Raw genomic sequence first — 18,697 nt, 5'->3', positions numbered from 1 at the left:
CGGGCCTCCTACCTTCGGAGGAGACGGGCAGTGCAGAAGCAGACCTGCGCAACGTGCCTGATTAGGCTGGAGCAATGAAAACACACCCGCCCGGCACACCGGCCCGACGGATCTGGCCCACCGGGGTTGCAACCGCCGCCGGGTACTTCCTGGCCGGTTCAGTGTTGACTCTCGCCGGTGTCAACAGCGCGGACCTGCTGCCCCCGCCTGCCGGTGTGCCGGACTGGGTGTGGCTGCCGATCCTGGTGCTCGGATGCACCGGCCTGCTGTTCCGCCGGACCCACGTGCCCCTGATGCTGGTGGTGACGGGCAGCGCGGTAGCGGCCAGCGCCGTGCTGGGGGGCGGGATCATCACCTATCTCCTGCTCTTTGAGCTGTTATATGCCGGTATTTTGTTCGGTTCCCCGCCGGTTAGCCGGGGTGTGCAGCGGGCAGCGGTCACGGGTGTGGTGGTCCTGCCGCTGGCGGTTGGCCTGGCCTACCGAGGCTGGCCGTTTGTGCTTTTCGGCCTGTTTCAGGCGCTTTTTGTCTGCCTCGTGCCGGTGTGGTGGGCAGGGTCCGTTCGGCGGGAATCCAACCGGGCCGAGGCTGAACGGCGCCGTGCCGAAACGGAACGGCTGCGGGCCGAGCGCACCGCTGAGCTGGCCGAGTTGAACCAGCGCATGGCTGTGTCAGCCGAGCGCGGAGCCATGGCCCGGGACCTGCATGACGCGATTGCAGGCCACCTTTCCGCCGTCGCCCTGCAGTCGGCTGCGGCGCTCTCGGCGGGTGATCCTGCACTGGACCGCCGGGTGCTTGCCCAGGTCCGGGTCGAGAGCGTGCAGGCCTTGGAGGAAATGCGCTCGATGATCGGCTTATTGGAAGGTTCCGGCCGGGACGGTGACGCCGCAGCGGCGCCGGCCGGCGGGCTCACCCAGCTGGAGGCCCTTGCCGCCTCCGCCCGTCTCTCCGGCAATCCGGTGGACTTGGACCTGCCTGACGGCATTCAGGTGCCGGTCCTGGTCGGCAGCACAGCGTACCGGATTGTCCAGGAATCGCTGACCAACGCGGTGCGGCACGCCCCCGGAGCCGCGACGTCCGTTTCCGTCCGGCAGACGGAGAACGCCCTGGAGCTGAGGATCGGCAACGCCCTGCCGGTTGGGCCGGGCGTCCACGAGGCAGGCCGTACTGCTGCGGGCGGAGGCGCCGGCCTGCGGAACATGCTGCTGCGGACGGCCCAACTGGGCGGAACCTTTAAGGCGGGGCGGGTAGCCGGCACCGGCCCCGGACAGCCTGACCATTGGCTGGTGCTGGCCGTGCTGCCCACCGGATCCACAACCGACGCCGGCCTGCCGCCCATCCCATTGCCCCAGGAGATGCATTGAACACCGTTCCCGCCACCGTGCTGCTGGCCGACGACCACTCCGCTATCCGCGCGGGCCTGCGCATGATCCTGGAGTCCGTGGGCGGCTTTACCGTGGTGGGCGAGGCCGCGGACGGATCGGCAGCCGTGAGCATGGCGCGGGCGCTGCGTCCGGATGTGGTCCTGATGGACATCCGCATGCCCGGGATGGACGGGATAACCGCCACGGGCCGGATCACGGAAGGCGGATTGGCCGCTGTCCTGGTGCTGACAACCTTCGACATTGACGAGTACGTTTTTGCTGCCCTGCGCGCCGGCGCGGCCGGCTTCCTGCTCAAATCCGCGGAGCCGGCGGACCTGGTCCGTGCGGTGCAGAGCGTGGCCGACGGCGACAGCGTCCTTGCCCCTGAAGTCACCGGCACGCTGATTGCCGCATTTGTGCAGCAGGCGCCCCTGCCGGAAGCTCAACGGGGCCCTGTAGGTCAGCGGAGCCCGGAGGCGTCCGGCGTTCCGGCGGACCCGCTGACCGCCCGCGAGGAGGCGGTTCTGGCCTGCCTCGGTGAGGGCCTGTCCAACCAGCAGATTTCACGCCGGCTGGGCATTGCCGAGACCACTGTGAAGACCCATGTCTCCCGGGTGCTGGCCAAGCTCGGGGTGAGGTCCCGGGTGCAGGCGGCCATTGCGTTCCGGGAAGGCGCGTTCCGGGACCAGCCTAGGCCGGGGCTACCGTCACGGTGAGGTCTTCGGCCGGCGGTGTCCAGAGTTCCGGATCGGCCGGCACCTGCTCGCCGGAGCGGATGTCCTTGACCTCGTGGCTGCCGTCCTCGGCGGTGAACCAGACAAACGGGATGCCCCGGCGGTCAGCGTACTTGATCTGCTTGCCGAACTTCTCGGCCTTGGGTGCCACTTCCACGGAGATCCCGCGGCTGCGCAGCTGGGCGGCGGTGTCCTGGGCGGAGGACCAGGAGTCGTCGGTGGCCAGGGTCATCAGCACGGCGGTGGGCACGCTGCGGGACGCCCGGGCAAAGTCCTGGCTGAGGATGCGCATCACCAGGCGGGTCACGCCAATGGACAGGCCGACGCCGGGGAAGGTCCGGCTGCCCTTGCTGGCCAGCGCGTCATAGCGGCCGCCGGAGCAGATGGAGCCCAGGGATTCGTGGCCCACCAGGACCGTTTCGTAGACGGTGCCGGTGTAGTAGTCCAGGCCGCGGGCGATGCTCAGGTCAGCGAGCACCCGGCCCGGTGCCCGCCGGGACGCTTCGCTGATGACCTCGGCCAGTTCAGCCAGGCCCTCCTCCAGCAGTTCGTTGCTGACGCCCAGGCTGCGGACCTGTTCCACGAACGAGGTGTCCTCAGCGCGGATCGAGGCCAGCTTCAGGGCCGCGGCGGCCTGCTCGGCGGTGGCGCCGAGCTCCTCCTGCAGCAGTTCGGCCACCCGCGCCGCACCGATCTTTTCCAGCTTGTCGATGCTGCGCAGCACGCCGGCAGTGTCATCCAGACCGATGCCGCGGTAGAAACCCTCGGCCAGCTTGCGGTTGTTCACCCGGATCTGGAAATCCGGAATGGGCAGGGCGCCCAGCGCTTCGGCAATCACCAGCGCCAGCTCGACGTCGTAGCGGAACGGAAGGGCGCCGTCGCCCACCACGTCAATGTCCGCCTGCGTGAACTCGCGGGCACGGCCTTCCTGCGGGCGTTCCCCGCGCCAGACCTTCTGGATCTGGTAGCGGCGGAACGGGAAGGACAGGTGGCCGGCGTTCTCCACCACATAACGGGCAAACGGAACGGTCAGGTCAAAGTGCAGGGCCAGCTGGTTGGGATCCTCCTTGCCGGAGGCTTCCCCCTCCTCGGCCTGCAGGCGGCTCAGCGCGTAGACTTCCTTGTCGATTTCGCCCTTGCGCAGCAGCTGGCCCACGGTTTCCACGGCACGGGTTTCAATGTTGGAAAATCCGTGCAGCTCGAAGGTGCGGCGAAGCACGTCCAGGACATGGAGTTCAACAAGGCGCTCCTGCGGTAGCCATTCAGGGAAACCGGACAGTGAGGCCTTGCGTGCCATGGGGGCAAACTCCTTCGGTGGGGAAAAGACTGCATGTGCCGCAGACGGCGTGCGCCACCGGTGACACCGGCAGCAGCGCTCCGGCATAAAACGGGAAAGCGCGTGCTGACGTGCATAAACTATGTGCGGCATTCATTTTAGCTAACTTGGGCGCAGCCGCGTTCCGCAACGCGCGGGCCGGCGCTCCAGACAGCCCCGAAGACCCGCCGGAACCAAACAGCCCGTACCGACCGGACCGAACCAACCAGCCCGCACAGAGGAGGCAACGGATGGCCAACAGCACCAGCCGTGAAAACAGGCGCCGCGTGGCCCGCATGGAGGCACGGCGGGCTTTTGCCGCCGCCAGGGCACGCCGCCGGAAACGGGACAACCTCTTCGCCACGGCGGCCGCCGTGGTGGTGCTGGCGCTGGCTGTTGCCCTGCAGATCAGCTGGTTCAGCTCCAATCCCACGGCGGATGAGCTGGCGCTGATGAAGGAGCAGGCCGCCGTCGCCGATGTACGGGAGGTTCCGGATCCGTCCGTAGCTGAAGGAAAGGTCTTCACCGGCGCATTGGAACTGGGCCAGGGGCAGGTCGGCGTGGAACTGGACGGCAACCTGGCTCCGCAGGCCGCTGCGGTCTTCAAGACGCTGGCCGACGAGGGGTTCTTTGACGGGAAGTCCTGCCACCGGATGACCACTCTGCCGGAGATGGGTGTGCTGCAGTGCGGGTCCGAGAACGGCGACGGCCAGGCGGACCCGAACTTCCTGTGGGGTCCGGTGGAGAACACTCCGGCCGACGGTTTCTACCCGGCCGGCAGCATTGCGGTGGCCCGCGGCGACGATGTGATGAGCAACGGCACACAGTTCTTCATCGTTTACAAGGATTCGACCATAACGCAGGCCAGCGGCGGGTACACGATAATGGGTAAGGTAACGTCAGGTCTTGACGTACTGGAGTCCATTGCTTCCCAGGGGGTTGCCTCCGGGAAAAGCGATGGCACCCCGAATGACCCGGTGACGATTAATTCGTTCACCCTCAACTAAGTGGCGGCGCGGGCTTCGCACACTGCCATCCATCGAGTGAAAGACTTTTAGCGGTGACAGACAGTCAGAAATCCGACGAAACAGCAGGCCAGGCCACTGAACCGGCCACTGAAGAAACCTCCCGGCCTGCCACTCCCAGCCCCGCGGCCCTCGCGGCGCGCCGGCCCTCCCCCGCTGCCGTAGGCCCCCGTGCCGCCGCTGCGGCACCGGTTGTCGCTGTCCCGGCGGCGCACTCCACCCCGTTGGAGGAAGCGGCCCGCTTTGCACGCGTGGAGGAGGACGGCCATGTCTTCCTGATTGTGGATGGCGAGGAAACCGCCGTCGGGCAGTTCCCGGATGCCTCGAAGGAAGAGGCGTTGGCCTACTTTGTCCGTAAGTACGACGACGTCGCGAGCCAGCTGCTGCTCCTGGAACAGCGGGTACAGGTCAAGGCCCCCGCCGCCGATGTGCACAAGACACTCAAGCACCTGGCTGAGCAGGTGGCCGAGCGGAAGATGGTCGGCGACATCAAGGCCCTGGACGCCCGGATCGAGAAGCTGGAAGCTGCGCTGAAGGAGGCCGAGGCCGCCGAGCGTGCCGAAGCCGAAGCCGTCAAGGCCCGTGAGCTCGCAGCCCGTGAGGCCATCGTGGCCGAGGCTGAGGAGATTGCCGCCAAGGATCCGGCCAGCATCCAGTGGAAGACCAGCAGCAACCGGATGAACGAGCTGTTCGATGCCTGGAAGACCGCGCAAAAGAACGGCCCGCGTCTGGGCCGCGGTACCGAGGACTCGCTCTGGAAGCGTTTCCGCTCCGCCCGGACCGTGTTCGACCGGCACCGCCGCGCGTACTTCTCCCAGCTGGACAATGAGAATTCGTCCGCAAAGGCGGCCAAGGAAGCGCTCATTGCCCGGGCCGAAGAGCTGTCCGGCTCCACCGACTGGGGCAACACGGCCGCCGAGTACCGGCGCCTGATGGACGAGTGGAAGGCGTCCAAGCGCGCCAGTCGCAAGGACGACGACGCTCTCTGGGCCCGTTTCCGCGCCGCCCAGGACAAGTTCTTCGCCGCCCGCCAGGCCGCCAATGAGGTCATTGACGAGGAGTTCGCTGCCAACCTGGTGGTCAAGGAAGAGCTGCTGAAGGAGGCCCAGGCCCTGCTGCCCGTGACCGACCTGAACGCTGCCCGCAAGGCGCTGCAGTCCATCCGGGAACGCTGGGAAGATGCCGGCAAGGTGCCGCGTGCGGACATGGGCCGGATGGAAGCCGGCATCCGCAAGGTCGAGGAAGCGGTCAAGGCTGCCGAAGACGAGCACTGGCAGCGCAGCAACCCGGAAACCAAGGCACGCACCAACTCGGCGCTGTCCCAGCTGGAGGCAACCATTGCGTCCCTGGAGCAGGACCTGGCCGACGCCGAGAAGGCCGGGAACGCGAAGAAGATCGCCGATGCCCGCGAAGCCCTTGAGGCCCGCCAGCAGTGGCTTGCAATGCTGCAGAAATCCGCGCAGGACTTCGCCTAGGCACCGGTCCTCCAGCTAAGGCCCCGGCCCGCCCGTTGTCCACAACGGCGGGCCGGGGCTTTTGCTTTGCCCGGCCGGCGGACAGGCTGGTGGGCATGCCCGTACAGCTGTTTCCTTACCCTGGTGCCCTCCCTGAAGTGACCTCTACCGGCGGTGCCCTGTTCACGGCCGGTGATCCGTTCCGGCATGAGGAGCTGCAGGCCATGGCGATGGACGGACTGCTCCGCCGGGTGTACGCCGGAACCTTCGTCCGGTGGGACGTCCGGCAGGATCCGGTGGTCCGGGCCCTGGCGGCGTCACGGGAGCTGCCTGCCGGAATCCGGGCAAAGGTGTCCCTCGGTCGGCTTACCGCGGCGTGGATCTACGGCTGCGCGTCCCGGCCCGGGCGGCTGGAGGTCCTGGCCGACCGGCGGCGCCGCACCGGTGCCCTGCCACCGTTCAGCACGGCTGTCCTGCACGAGGTGCTCCTGGGCCCGGCGGACCGGGTGGAGGTGGGCACTGTATCCGTGACCTCGCCGCTGCGGACCGCCGTCGACGTCGCCCTCCACGCCGCCGAACAGGACGCGGTGGGCGTCCTGCGCCGGCTGGCCGCCCACCCCGACCTGGGATGCCGGCTGGATCTGGTCCGGCGTGCCTTGGAAGCCGGCTTGCGGGTGCCCGGCAAGGCGGCCGCCCTGGAACGGGTGGCCGCCGCTGCGGGCGGGTAAGCCGGGCCGCCTAGACCCGGCGCTGGGATCCGGTGGTGCGGTACACGTCGAACACGCCGTCGATCTTGCGGACGGCGCTGAGGATGTGGCTCAGGTACTTCGGGTCCCCCATCTCGAAGACGAACTTCGACATGGCCACGCGGTCGCTGGAGGTGTTCACGCTCGCGGAGAGAATGTTCACGTGGTTCTCCGAGAGCACCCGGGTGACGTCGGAGAGCAGGCTCTTCCGGTCCAGCGCCTCCACCTGGATTTCCACCAGGAAGACGCTGGACTGCGTGGGTGCCCACTCCACCGGGACAATGCGGTCCGGCATGGCACGCAGTTCCTGCACGTTGCGACAGTCGCTGCGGTGTACGGAAACGCCGGAGCCGCGGGTGACAAAGCCGATGATGGGATCGGGCGGCACCGGGGTGCAGCACCGGGCCAGCTTGACCCACACGTCGCCGGCGCCGCGTACGGTAACGCCGGAGTCGGTGAACTTGGGCCGTCTTGCCGCCGTGGACACCGGCGTCTCGGCCAGGTCCTCCTCGGCGCCCTCGTGGCCGCCCATCAAACCGACGAGGTGCTCAATGACGTTCTGGGCCGAGGTGTGACCGTCGCCCACCGCGGCGTAGAGCGCCGAAATGTCCTGGTGGTGCAGTTCCTCAGCCACCGCCACCAGGGCGTCGTGGGTCATCAGGCGCTGCAGCGGCAGGTTCTGCTTGCGCATGCCGCGGGTCAGCAGGTCCTTGCCCTTTTCGATCGCCTCTTCGCGGCGCTCCTTGGTGAACCACTGGCGGATCTTGTTGCGTGCACGCGGGCTCTTGACGAAGCCCTGCCAGTCCTGGCTGGGGCCGGCGCCTTCGGCCTTGGAGGTGAAGATCTCCACCCAGTCGCCGTGCTGCAGTTCGCTGTTCAGCGGCACGAGCTTGCCGTTGACGCGGGCACCGATGGTCCGGTGGCCCACTTCCGTGTGGACGGCGTAGGCGAAGTCCACCGGCGTCGATCCGGCCGGCAGCGCCATCACCTCGCCCTTGGGCGTAAAGACAAAGACCTCGCGGGCATTGATTTCGAACCGGAGCGAATCCAGGAATTCGTCCGGGTCGGAGGTTTCCTGCTGCCAGTCCACAAGGCTGCGCAGCCAGCCCATGTCATCGGGTGTCTCGGGACCCTTGTTGCCGTCCTTGTACTTCCAGTGCGCGGCCACGCCGTATTCAGCGCGGCGGTGCATGTCATGGGTGCGGATCTGGATTTCCACGGGCTTGCCGCCGGGACCGATCACCGTGGTGTGCAGTGACTGGTACATGTTGAACTTCGGCATCGCGATGTAGTCCTTGAACCGCCCGGGCAGGGGGTTCCAGCGTGAATGCAGGGCACCCAGGGTGGCGTAGCAGTCGCGGACCGAGTCCACCAGGACGCGCACGCCCATGAGGTCATGGATGTCGTCGAAGTCTTTGCCCCGCACGATCATCTTCTGGTAGATCGAGTAATAGTGCTTGGGCCGGCCGGTGATGGTCGCCTTGATCTTCACGGCGTGCAGGTCATCGGCAATCTGGGTGCGGACCGTGCCCAGGTATTTTTCGCGCTCGGGGGTCCGGTCCCCCACCATCCGCACAATTTCGTCATACACCTTCGGATGCAGGGCAGCGAAGGAGAGGTCTTCAAGTTCCCACTTGATGGTGTTCATGCCCAGCCGGTGGGCCAGCGGGGCGAAGATTTCCAGGGTTTCGCGGGCCTTCTTGGCGGACGATTCCGGTGAAACGAACCGCCAGGTCCGCGCGTTGTGCAGCCGGTCCGCCAGCTTGATGACCAGTACGCGGATGTCCTTGGCCATCGCTACGACCATTTTGCGTACCGTCTCGGACTGCGCGGCGTCGCCGAAGGTGACCTTGTCCAGTTTGGTGACGCCGTCCACCAGCATGGCCACCTCGGGCCCGAAATCGCGGCGCAGCTCCTCGAGCGTGTAGCTGGTGTCCTCAACGGTGTCGTGCAGCAGGGCGGCGGCCAGCGTAGTGCCGGTCATGCCCAGTTCCGCCAGGATGGTGGCTACGGCCACGGGGTGGGTGATGTACGGATCGCCGCTCTTGCGTTTCTGGCCCTCGTGGCTGCGTTCGGCCACCAGATAGGCGCGCTGGATCAGGTCCAGGTCTTCCTTCGGGTTGTTCACCCGGACGGTGCGCAGCAGCGGTTCGAGCATGGGTGAATATCCGGCGTTGCCGCGTCCTGCGAGCCGGGCAAGGCGTGCGCGCGTGGAACCGCGGCGTCCCGTCGACGGGACCCGGCCGTTGCCCGGTTTTACCGGGGGCGCGCCGTTGGCCGGTGCCGCTCCCGGGACCGGTGCAGGTTGCAGCGCCTTCCCGGAGCCAGTGCCCGGGGCAGCGGTGTTTTTCTCCGCGACGGTGTCGGGCCGCGGATCGATTCCGGCGGCCCGGCCGTTCCCTGCCCCGTTGGCAGGTGTTGCGCTGTTGGCCACTGCCGACCTTTCTTCAGTGCTCGAAATCTCTTCAATGCTAAAAACTGCTGCTCACACCTAATGCTCGGTGCTCGAAAGGGTAAGTGCCCTGTCAACCAGTCTAAGCCTGACCGCACTCCGCTTAAACCGCAGGTTCCGCACTCCTTTTCGGGAGTGCGGAACCTGCTTAAGGCGTACCCGCGGTGAAAGCTAGGCGCTGGCTTCCGCCGGAGTGGTGGACGCTGCACGGCGTTCGGCCACCCGCTTGGCCTGCTTGCGGATGTCCGGCTCATTGCGCCGCAGCCAGGCATACATGGGCGCGGCAATGTACAAGGTGGCGATGGTACCCAGGATGATCCCGACAAACAGCGCCAGGGACAGGTCCTTCAGGGTGCCGGCACCGAGGAGCAGCGCACCGATGAACAGGATGGACGCCACCGGAAGAACGGCCACCACGGAAGTGTTGATGGACCGGACCAGGGTCTGGTTGACGGCCAGGTTCACTTCCTCGGCGAAGGTCCGCCTGGTGCGCTTGTCGAGATCCTTGGTGTTCTCGCGGACCTTGTCGAAGACCACCACCGTGTCATACAGCGAGTAGCTGAGCACGGTGAGGAACCCGATGATGGCCGACGGCGTCACTTCGAAGCCACTCAGCGCATAGATGCCCGCGGTGACCACCATAACCACCAGAAGGCCGGTGACGGCCGCCAGCGACATTTTCCAGGTCCGGAAGTAAAGGGCCATCAGCACCGCGGCCAGCACCACGAACACGATCAGGCCGATCAGGGCCTGCCGGCTGACGTCGCTGCCCCAGGTGGGGCCGATGAACGTGGACGTCACCTCGTCCTGGCTGACCCCGTAGGTATCCGCCAGCGATTCCTTGACCTGGATGGTCTGGTCGTCGCTGAGCTTTTCCGTCTGGATCCGCATGGTGCCGGGGGCGATGTTGGTGACCTTGGGGTCCGAGGAGCCCGCCACCTCCGCCACGGCCTCCTCGCCGCGTCCGACGTCGGTGGCGGCGACATTGGAGACGGTGAATTCGGACCCGCCGCGGAATTCGATGCCGAGGTTGAAGCCGCCCTTGGCTACCGGGATGAGGATGGAAAGCACCACGGCTGCTGCCGCGATCAGGAACCACAGCTTCGCTTTGCCAACGAAGTTGTAGGACCGCTTTCCGGTGTAGAGGTCATTGCCGAATGCGGCGAAACTGGGAAGCCTGCTCATTACTCGCCGTCCTTTTCGGAGCTGCGGCCGCTGCCGGCCATGGATTTTTCGGCAAGCCGGCGTTCGGCAATGGTCATCCGCCGTTCCGCTTCCTTCGCGGCTCCCTTATTCTTCCCGCGCAGGGCCGGGGAATCAGCGGGCTCGCGCATCCGTCCGGCGCCGCGGTACAGCGGTACGGCGCCCAGGCGGGTGGCGTCCAGGCCGGAGAACCGGTGGCCTTCACCGAAGAACCTGGTGCGGGCCAGCAGCACCATTGTCGGGTGGGTGAACATAAACACCACGATGAGGTCGGCGATGGCGGTCAGGCCGAGCGTGAAGGCGAAGCCGCGCACGTTGCCCACAGCCACGAAGTAAAGCACGACGGCGGCCAGGATGTTCACGGCCTTGGAGGCCAGCACGGTTCGCTTGGCGCGCTTCCAGCCGTTGTCGACGGCGGACACCAGTCCGCGCCCGTCGCGCAACTCGTCGCGGATGCGTTCGAAGTAGACGATGAACGAGTCCGCTGTCTGGCCGATGGCCACAATCAGGCCCGCCACACCGGCCAGGGAGAGCCGGTAGTTATGGCTCCAGCCCAGGATGGCGATGGCCAGGTAGGTCAGCACACCCGCCACCACCAGGGATGCAATGGTCACAAAGCCCAGGGCGCGGTACTGGAACAGCGAGTAGACGGCCACCAGGATCAGGCCGATCAGGCCGGCGATGATGCCCATGCGCAGCTGGTCCGCACCGAGGGTGGCGGAGACCTGCTGCTCGCTCTGGATGTCGAAGCTGATCGGCAGGGCACCGTACTTGAGCTGCTCGGACAGCGCCTTGGCGCTCTCCTGCGTGAAGTTGCCGGTGATCTGCGGCTTGCCGTCCGTGATGACTGCGTTCACGGTGGGCGCGGAAATGATCTGTCCGTCCAGGACAATGGCGAACTGGTTCCGCGGATCGCCCTGCGGGAAGGCGAACAGGCGTTCGGTGACGCTACGGAAGGTATCCGTGCCTTCACCGTTGAATTCGATGTTCACGGCCCACTGGCCGGTGGAGACACCGTTGCTGCCCGTGGCCATGCCGAAGCTGGCCGTGGAGATTTCGGCACCGGGCACTTCCACCGGGCCGAGGATGTACTTGCCCGCAGTGCCGGGTTCGCAGGCAACCATCGGCTGGTCCGCCGGAGCCTGTTCGGCGTTGGCGAGGGTCTCCGGATTCAGGCAGTCCGTGGTTTCAAACTGGGTCTGCAGCTCCGGGGAGATCCAGTTGGTGTCCGAACCGTCCGTGGGCTCAGCCGACGGCGTCGGCAGCTGTTCCGCGGGTGTCGGATCGGTGACCGCCGCTCCCTGTCCCCCGCCGCCGGCCAGAACCGGACGGAACTCCATCTGGGCCGAAGCCTGGATGAGTTCGCGGGTCTCGGCGTCCGGGACGCCGGGCAGCGAAACAACCACGTTGCGGTTGGACTGGGTGCTGATCTCCGCTTCGGAGACACCGCTGCCGTCCACGCGCTGGCGGATGATTTCCACGGCCTGGTCCAGCTGTTCGGCGGTGATCTCGTTGTCACCGCCCTGCACCTCGGGGGCCAGGATCATCTGGGTTCCGCCCTCAAGGTCGAGGGCGAGTTTCGGGGTCCAGCTGGCGTTGCTCCACATGGAGCCGCCGCCGAGCAGAAGGGCCAGGGCAGCAAAAATGACGCCCAACCAGATGAGCGTCTTTTTCGCGGCCGAGCCGGGGCCGGTACGGGGCATAGGGAATTTTCCTTAAGGGCGAAGATCACCGGGACCGTCGGGGTCCCGGCGCGGCAAAGCGGGGCAGCAATGCCCCGCTTGGCTCGAGGAGAGTCTAGTTCTCTTTTTTCTCGTCGCGGTTCAGGCGCTCGAGTGTTTCTTCGGGCGTCTCGTTCCGCGGGGCGGCGTCCCGGGCGACGGCGGCGTCGGCGCTGCCGTTGGCGGCGGTACCGGCGTCCTTGCCCAGGGTGAGGGAGGAAGCGTCGTCGGGGACAACGGTTCCCTCGGTCTCGGCGTCGTCAGCGGCGGGGATGGTGACGACCTTGGTCAGTGCCTGCAGGTGCACGGTGGCGGTATTGCCCGGGGAAAGTTCCAGGACGGCCTTGTTTTCTTCCTGGTCCACGGAAACGATCCGGCCGAAGAGCCCGAACTGGGTCATGACCTCGGTGCCGGGAACCATCTGGGCCCGCTGCTCGGCCACTGACTGCGTCGTCTTCTTCTGCTTGCGGAACATCATGATCACGAAGACCACCAGGAGCAGGGGAATGAAGAGATCAGCGATATTCACGTGGGGAGTTCCGTTTCTGTTGAGGAAGTGTCAGGCCTGTCCCGGGCATCGCGCCGGGACCGTGCCGTAGGGCCAGTCTAGAGGGAAAACGTGGAAGGATCCTGTTAAGTTTCCTGCGGGGTCCAGTCGCCGCTTCCCGCCGCGGAAGCGGTTCCGGGCCCGGAGAACATATTGGCCGGCATGGCTGCGGCCACATGTTCGGGCATCTGCAGTCCCAGGTGTTCCCACGCGGCCCGGGTCGCAATGCGGCCGCGCGGGGTCCGTCCGAGCAGGCCTTCGCGGACCAGATAGGGTTCGGCGACGGTCTCGACGGTTTCGGGTTCCTCGCCCACGGCGATGGCCAGGGTGGACAGGCCCACCGGGCCGCCGTTGAACTTGGTGATCAGGGCGGTCAGGACGGCACGGTCCAGCCGGTCCAGGCCCAAGGCGTCCACTTCGTACATATCCAGGGCGGCCCCGGCGGAACGGGCGTCGATCTGCTCGATGCCGTGGACCAGCGCCCAGTCCCGGACCCGGCGCAGCAGCCGGTTGGCAATACGCGGGGTGCCGCGGGAACGTCCTGCCACCTCGGCGAATCCAGCCGAGTTGACCTTCATGTCCATCAGCATGGCTGAGCGGCGAAGCACCAGTTCCAGCTCGTCGGTGGAGTAGAACTCCAGGTGCCCGGTGAATCCGAAGCGGTCACGCAGCGGCCCCGGCAGCAGTCCGGCGCGGGTGGTGGCGCCCACCAGGGTGAACGGCGGCAGGTCCAGCGGAATAGCGGTGGCACCTGCGCCCTTGCCCACCACGATGTCCACCCGGAAGTCCTCCATGGCCATGTACAGCATTTCCTCCGCCGGGCGGGACATCCGGTGGATTTCATCCAGGAACAGCACCTCCCCTTCCGTCAGGGAGGACAGGATGGCGGCCAGGTCACCGGCGTGCTGGATGGCCGGGCCGGAGCTGATCCGCAGCGGCGCGTTCATCTCTGCAGCAATGATCATGGACAGCGTGGTCTTGCCCAGCCCGGGAGGGCCGGACAGCAGGACGTGGTCGGCGCTGCGGCCGCGCAGACGCGAGGCTTCAAGCACCAGGGACAGCTGTTCGCGGACGCGTTTCTGGCCTACGAAATCGTCCAGGTTCTTGGGCCGCAGGGCGGCTTCAATTGCTTTGTCGTCCGGATCGGGTCCCGGGGCGACCAGGGATTCCGCGGACACCCTAGCCTGCCTTCCGGCGTGACGCCGTCCGGGCGCCGTCGGTGCCCAGGCGGCGCAGGGTCAGCTTCAGGATTTCGCCCACGTTGCCGGCGGCGGCGACGTCGGGGTGTTCCGCGGCCGTGTCTTCGATGGCGGCGGTCGCATCCTTTTCGGACCAGCCCAGTCCGGTCATGGCGGCCAGCACCTGTTCCTGCCAGCGAGGGGCGGCCGGGTTTTCCGCCGTGCCGTGCGGCACCAACTTGTCCGCCAGTTCCAGCACGATGCGGCGGGCGCCCTTGGGTCCGATGCCGGAGACCTTGCTGAAGGCCTTGTCGTCTCCGGTGGACGCCGCCACGCGGATGGCTTCCGGGGTATGCACGGCCAGGACGGCCAGCGCAATGCGCGGTCCCACGCCGCTGACGCCGAGGAGGATTTCGAAGACCTCGCGCTGGTCGGCGTCGGCAAAGCCGTAAAGCGTCATGGAGTCCTCGCGGACGATCATGGCGGTGTGGATGGAGGCTTCACTTCCCGTGCGCAGGGTCGCGAGTGTCTGGGGGGTGGCCTGGACAAGCATCCCGAGTCCGTGGACGTCGATGACTGCCGAGTTGAGGCCCACGTGCGAAACGACCCCGCGGAGGGAACTGATCATGAAGGAACTCCAGAGGCTGTATAGAACATATCTACGAATACCCTACTGGCTGGGGCCGGGATTCCCCCGCTGTTCAGTAGCTTCCGCGTTTTGCGCGGGCTTCGGCTTCGGCCCACAGCCGCTGGGCCGCCGTCAGCCCGGTGGCCGGGGCAGTACCGCGGGAGGCCGAACCGGCAGTGGGTCCCGGCCCGGCAACGCCGCGGCGCCAGGCATGGGTGATGGCCAGTGCCAGCGCGTCGGCGGCGTCGGCGGGTTTGGGCATTTCGTCCAGGCGCAGGATCTTGGTGACCATTTTGCCCACCGCGTCCTTATTGGCCGAGCCGGAGCCCGTGACGGCGGCCTTCACTTCGGTGGGAGTGTGCAGCGCCACGGGAATCCCGCGGCGGGCGGCGGCGGCAATCACCACGCCGGAAGCCTGGGCGGTGCCCATGACCGTGCTGACGTTGAGCTGGCTGAAGACGCGCTCCACGGCCAGCACGTCCGGGCGGTGGGTGTCCAGCCAGAGCTCGATGGCTTCGGAGATCACCAGCAGCCGGGCGTCGAGGGCGGTGCCGGCTACTGTGCCGACAACGCCCACGGCCACGAGGGTGGCCCGGCGGTTCCCTTCAACCTCAACAACTCCAAGGCCGCAGCGGGTCAGGCCGGGGTCCACCCCCAGGACGCGTAAGGACACTGATCCGGCGCTTAGTCGTCTTCGTCGAGCTCGGCCATAACGGCGGCCGGGATGTCAGCGTTGGAGTAGACGTTCTGCACGTCGTCCAGGTCTTCGAGGGCGTCAACCAGCTTGAGGAACTTGCGGGCGGCGTCGGCATTCAGCTCCACCTGCATGGACGGAACGAATTCGGCTTCGTCCGTCTCGTACTCGATGCCGGCCTCTTCCAGCGCACCGACGACGGCGCGCAGGTCCTGCGGTTCCGAGATGATCTCGAAGTATTCGCCGGATTCCTTGACTTCATCCGCACCGGCTTCAAGGACGGCCATCAGCAGGTCGTCTTCGGTGAGGCCGTTCTTGGGCAGGTTCACGACGCCCTTGCGGGTGAACATGTAGGCCACGGAGCCGGGATCGCCCATGTTGCCGCCGTTGCGGGTGACCGCCAGGCGGACCTCGGAGGCGGCACGGTTCTTGTTGTCGGTGAGGCACTCGATCAGCAGGGCCGAGCCCTGGGGACCGTAGCCTTCGTACATGATGGTCTGGTAGTCAACGGCCTCGCCGAGCAGGCCGGCGCCACGCTTGACGGCACGGTTGATGTTGTCGATCGGCACCGACGTCTTCTTGGCCTTCTGCACGGCCAGTTCCAGGGCCGGATTGCCGGCGAGGTCCGCACCGCCGGCGCGTGCTGCAACTTCGATGTTCTTGATCAGCTTGGCGAAGGACTTGGCGCGCTTGGCATCAATTACGGCCTTCTTGTGCTTGGTGGTTGCCCATTTAGAGTGGCCCGACATGCTCTACGCTTCTCCTCTGATCATCTGGATAAAAAGTTCATGGATGCGGCGCTCCCCCGTTACTTCAGGATGGAACGAAGTCGCCAGCAGGTTTCCTGAACGCACTGCCACAATTCTAGCGACCGAATCCGGTTCCGGCGGCGAAACGGAGCCGGAACCCCCGGAAGTTGCCGCCGCCGGAGCCGGAATTGCTGCCAGCACCTGCACGGAGGCGCCGGCTTTTTCCACTTCCGGTGCCCGGATAAACACTGCCCGGACCGGTGCCGGCGCAACGCCGGGAGGCTGGGACGGCAGGTTTTCCAGCCCGCGGAATACCAGCTCGGTCTCAAATGACTCCCGCTGCCTGCCAAACGCATTGCGGCGCACACAGATATCGAGTCCGCCCAAGGTCTGCTGCGGCCTGCCGTCGCGGTCCGCCGCCGGGTCCGCCAGCCGGTCGGCCAGCAGGATCATGCCGGCGCAGGAGCCGTACACCGGCAGCCCGGCCGCAATTGCCTCCCGCAACGGCTCCGCCAGCCCGAAGCGGTGCATCAGTTTGTCCATGGTGGTGGACTCCCCGCCGGGAAGCACCAGGCCGGACAGTCCGGCCAGATCGGCGGGCCGACGCACCGGGACCGCGGAAGCACCCGTGGCGGACACCGCATTAACGTGCTCCCGCACACCGCCCTGCAGGGCGAGTACTCCTACCCGCAGGCCCGGCAATGCTGTGACGTTGGTCATCGCCTTAGTCTAAGCGCCCGGTCTGCCGCCCGGCTCCCACGGCGGACCGGCCACCTGTCCCTGCCGCCCATGCCTGCGGCCAAGTGCCGGGGAGGGGCCGTGCGCTATATTCAGTAACCATGAGTTCTTTCTCCATCATGGTCGGAAAACTGGTCCGCAGTGCCTCCAAACTGCGTGGCGGCGGTTCCGCACTGCCCGGCCTGGTGGTGGAGAAAATCGATCCCGACTTCATCCGCCGCACGCTCGCGGACCTGCCGCTCGGCGTCGCCGTGGTTTCCGGAACCAACGGCAAAACCACCACCACCAAGATGGTGGTCGAGCTCCTCGAGAGCCAGGGCCTGAAGGTCTTCACCAACCGCACCGGTTCCAACTTCACCCGCGGGGTGGCGGCAGCCTTGTTGGGCGAAGTGAACCTTCGCGGCCGGCTGGATGCCGACATTGCCGTCCTGGAACTGGACGAGGCGCACGCGGTGCACTTCGTGAAGCTGATCCAGCCCCGGTACAGCCTGCTGCTGAACGTGCTGCGGGACCAGTTGGACCGTTTCGGCGAGATCGACAAGACCACCCGCCTGCTGGAGCAAATTGCCCGTGCCACCACGGAGACCGTGGTCCTGAACCGCGAAGATCCGCGGGTGGCCGGTATCGCGGAGTCCCTGAACGGCCAGCGTGCCGTCTACTTCGGCCTGGACGCCTCGCTGCGCAGCACCTTCCCGAACGATGACGAGATGCGCGGCAGCCTGGCCGAGGCCCTGGCGGCAACGCAGGAGGCCGACGTCGTCCTCCAGCGCGTAGGCGAGGCCGACGCCGATTTCCTGGTGGACGGCCAGGTCCGCACCTCCGGGCTGAAGCTGCGCGGGGTCTACAACATCTTCAATGCGGCCGCCGCACTGGCTTTCGCGCGGACGATCAAGGGCGCGGAGCTGGACTCGGATGCCCTGTTCACCGCCCTGTCCAACGTGGAGCCGGCCTTCGGCCGCGGCGAGTCACTGACCGTCAACGGGCAGCCGCTGGAACTGGTGCTGGTGAAAAACCCCAGCGGCTTCCGGCTGGGGCTGAAATCCTTCGCGGCACACGGGTACTCGACCATGATCGCGATCAATGACAACTACGCCGACGGACGGGACATGTCCTGGCTGTGGGACGTGGACTTCGAATCCCTCGCCGCCGGCGGGGTGGACGTGGTCAGCGGCGTGCGCGCCTATGACATGGCGCTCCGCCTGAAGTACGACGACGTCCCCGTGCGCACCATCGAACCGGACATCACCGACGGACTGAAGCGTTTCATCAAGGACTCCCCCGGGGTCCCCATGCGGATCTTCTGCACCTACACGGCCATGCTGGCGGTACGTCGGGAGCTCTCCAAAATCACGAAGGTAGAGGTGGTCTCATGACCGAGGACCGCACAATCAAGATCCTGCAGCTGTATCCGCGGGAAATGAACATCTACGGCGACTGGGGCAACGTGCTGGTGCTCAAGCAGCGCCTGAAATGGTACGGCTACAACCCCGTGGTGGCGGAATACAACGCCGGGGACGAGTTCCCGTCCGACGTCGACATCATTGTGGGCGGCGGCGGCCAGGACAGCGGCCAGGTGGTGATCCAGCAGGATCTCCAGGAACTGGCGCCCACCTTGCGGGCACTGGCCGACGACGGTCTGCCGATGCTGGTGATCTGCGGCCTGTACCAGCTGTTTGGAAAATTCTTCAAGACGCACGAGGGGACGCTGATCCCGGGGATCGGCATCCTGGACCTGGAAACCCACGGCGGGGATGTCCGACTGATCGGCAACGTGCTCTCCGTCAGCAGCGAATTCGGCGAGATCCACGGTTACGAGAACCACAGCGGCCAGACCTTCCTGGGGCCGGGCGTGGAACCGCTGGCTGAAGTGCGCAAGGGCGAAGGCAACAACACCAAGGACAGCACCGAAGGCGCCCGCTATCGGAACGTGGTGGCCAGCTACCTGCACGGCTCCCTGCTTCCGAAGAACCCGGCGATTGCCGATTTCCTGATCGAGCAGGCCACCATCCGCAAGTTCGGCAGTTTTGCTCCGGTGCCGCGGTCCGAAGAGGATCTTGCGGAACTGTCGAAGCTGTCCGAGATGGCACGGCAGCACGCCGGACAGCGGCCGCGGTAGCGTCCGCGGTAGCGTCCGGAACGCCCCGGACCG

At 66.6% G+C, this 18,697-nt stretch carries 17 protein-coding genes; 7 read left to right on the top strand and 10 right to left on the bottom strand.

Annotated features, from left to right (window positions below):
- The first annotated feature begins 74 nt into the window (after window positions 1-74).
- Entirely contained in the window at window positions 75-1,364 is a 1,290-nt protein-coding gene (locus AC5RUF_RS04245) for a sensor histidine kinase (RefSeq protein WP_494129821.1), read from the top strand.
- Window positions 1,361-2,080 (top strand): response regulator, encoded by a 720-nt coding sequence (locus AC5RUF_RS04240; protein ID WP_493997468.1) that lies wholly within the window; start codon window positions 1,361-1,363, stop codon window positions 2,078-2,080. Before AC5RUF_RS04245 ends, AC5RUF_RS04240 begins: the two co-directional genes overlap by 4 nt.
- On the opposite strand, the gene hisS is transcribed toward AC5RUF_RS04240, so the two are convergent.
- Window positions 2,055-3,395, bottom strand: coding sequence for a histidine--tRNA ligase (hisS, locus tag AC5RUF_RS04235; protein ID WP_494129820.1), 1,341 nt, complete (start codon window positions 3,393-3,395; stop codon window positions 2,055-2,057). The genes AC5RUF_RS04240 and hisS overlap by 26 nt on opposite strands.
- Before the next feature lie 269 nt (window positions 3,396-3,664).
- Here hisS and AC5RUF_RS04230 point away from each other — a divergent pair, with 269 nt between their 5' ends.
- The 3 genes from AC5RUF_RS04230 (at window position 3,665) to AC5RUF_RS04220 (ending at window position 6,620) form a co-directional block, all read left to right on the top strand.
- Window positions 3,665-4,420, top strand: a complete 756-nt coding sequence (locus AC5RUF_RS04230) for a peptidylprolyl isomerase (protein ID WP_493997470.1) — start codon at window positions 3,665-3,667, stop codon at window positions 4,418-4,420.
- A 53-nt stretch (window positions 4,421-4,473) separates the two neighbouring features.
- The gene (locus AC5RUF_RS04225; RefSeq protein WP_493997471.1) at window positions 4,474-5,913 is read left to right on the top strand and encodes a DUF349 domain-containing protein; all 1,440 of its coding nucleotides are present in this window, start codon (window positions 4,474-4,476) and stop codon (window positions 5,911-5,913) included.
- Between the two features lie 137 nt (window positions 5,914-6,050).
- Entirely contained in the window at window positions 6,051-6,620 is a 570-nt protein-coding gene (locus AC5RUF_RS04220) for a hypothetical protein (protein WP_494129819.1), read from the top strand.
- 10 nt (window positions 6,621-6,630) lie between these two features.
- Here the strand turns inward: AC5RUF_RS04220 and AC5RUF_RS04215 are convergent, their stop codons facing one another.
- From AC5RUF_RS04215 to pdxT, 9 genes are all read right to left on the bottom strand, one after another.
- Entirely contained in the window at window positions 6,631-8,796 is a 2,166-nt protein-coding gene (locus AC5RUF_RS04215; protein ID WP_494129880.1) for a RelA/SpoT family protein, read from the bottom strand.
- Window positions 8,797-9,261: 465 nt separating this feature from the next.
- Window positions 9,262-10,275 carry a protein translocase subunit SecF gene (secF, locus tag AC5RUF_RS04210; RefSeq protein WP_493997346.1) on the bottom strand — a complete coding sequence of 338 codons (1,014 nt, stop codon included), beginning with the start codon at window positions 10,273-10,275 and terminating at the stop codon, window positions 9,262-9,264.
- The gene (gene secD, locus AC5RUF_RS04205) at window positions 10,275-11,996 is read right to left on the bottom strand and encodes a protein translocase subunit SecD (protein WP_493997347.1); all 1,722 of its coding nucleotides are present in this window, start codon (window positions 11,994-11,996) and stop codon (window positions 10,275-10,277) included. Before secD ends, secF begins: the two co-directional genes overlap by 1 nt.
- 94 nt (window positions 11,997-12,090) lie before the next feature.
- Window positions 12,091-12,543 carry a preprotein translocase subunit YajC gene (locus AC5RUF_RS04200; protein ID WP_493997348.1) on the bottom strand — a complete coding sequence of 151 codons (453 nt, stop codon included), beginning with the start codon at window positions 12,541-12,543 and terminating at the stop codon, window positions 12,091-12,093.
- Window positions 12,544-12,647: 104 nt separating this feature from the next.
- A complete protein-coding gene (gene ruvB, locus AC5RUF_RS04195) occupies window positions 12,648-13,739 on the bottom strand; it encodes a Holliday junction branch migration DNA helicase RuvB (protein WP_493997349.1) in 1,092 nt (363 codons plus the stop codon).
- A gap of 1 nt (window position 13,740) precedes the next feature.
- Window positions 13,741-14,367, bottom strand: coding sequence for a Holliday junction branch migration protein RuvA (ruvA, locus tag AC5RUF_RS04190; RefSeq protein ID WP_493997350.1), 627 nt, complete (start codon window positions 14,365-14,367; stop codon window positions 13,741-13,743).
- Between the two features lie 73 nt (window positions 14,368-14,440).
- Window positions 14,441-15,040 (bottom strand): crossover junction endodeoxyribonuclease RuvC, encoded by a 600-nt coding sequence (gene ruvC, locus AC5RUF_RS04185; protein WP_494129818.1) that lies wholly within the window; start codon window positions 15,038-15,040, stop codon window positions 14,441-14,443.
- 11 nt (window positions 15,041-15,051) lie between these two features.
- Window positions 15,052-15,810 (bottom strand): YebC/PmpR family DNA-binding transcriptional regulator, encoded by a 759-nt coding sequence (locus AC5RUF_RS04180; RefSeq protein WP_494129817.1) that lies wholly within the window; start codon window positions 15,808-15,810, stop codon window positions 15,052-15,054.
- Between the two features lie 3 nt (window positions 15,811-15,813).
- Complete coding sequence (gene pdxT, locus AC5RUF_RS04175; protein WP_494129816.1) at window positions 15,814-16,530, bottom strand: pyridoxal 5'-phosphate synthase glutaminase subunit PdxT; 717 nt, start codon at window positions 16,528-16,530, stop codon at window positions 15,814-15,816.
- Between the two features lie 119 nt (window positions 16,531-16,649).
- Between pdxT and AC5RUF_RS04170 the strand changes: the two genes are divergently transcribed.
- Window positions 16,650-17,921 (top strand): Mur ligase family protein, encoded by a 1,272-nt coding sequence (locus AC5RUF_RS04170; protein WP_494129815.1) that lies wholly within the window; start codon window positions 16,650-16,652, stop codon window positions 17,919-17,921.
- A complete protein-coding gene (locus tag AC5RUF_RS04165) occupies window positions 17,918-18,664 on the top strand; it encodes a type 1 glutamine amidotransferase (RefSeq protein WP_493997031.1) in 747 nt (248 codons plus the stop codon). Before AC5RUF_RS04170 ends, AC5RUF_RS04165 begins: the two co-directional genes overlap by 4 nt.
- Window positions 18,665-18,697 lie beyond the last annotated feature (33 nt).

Source organism: Arthrobacter sp. Y3224198 (genome assembly GCF_059090025.1).
The sequence above is the reverse complement of the archived record's forward strand: the minus strand, read 5'-3'. Positions and strand labels throughout refer to the sequence as shown.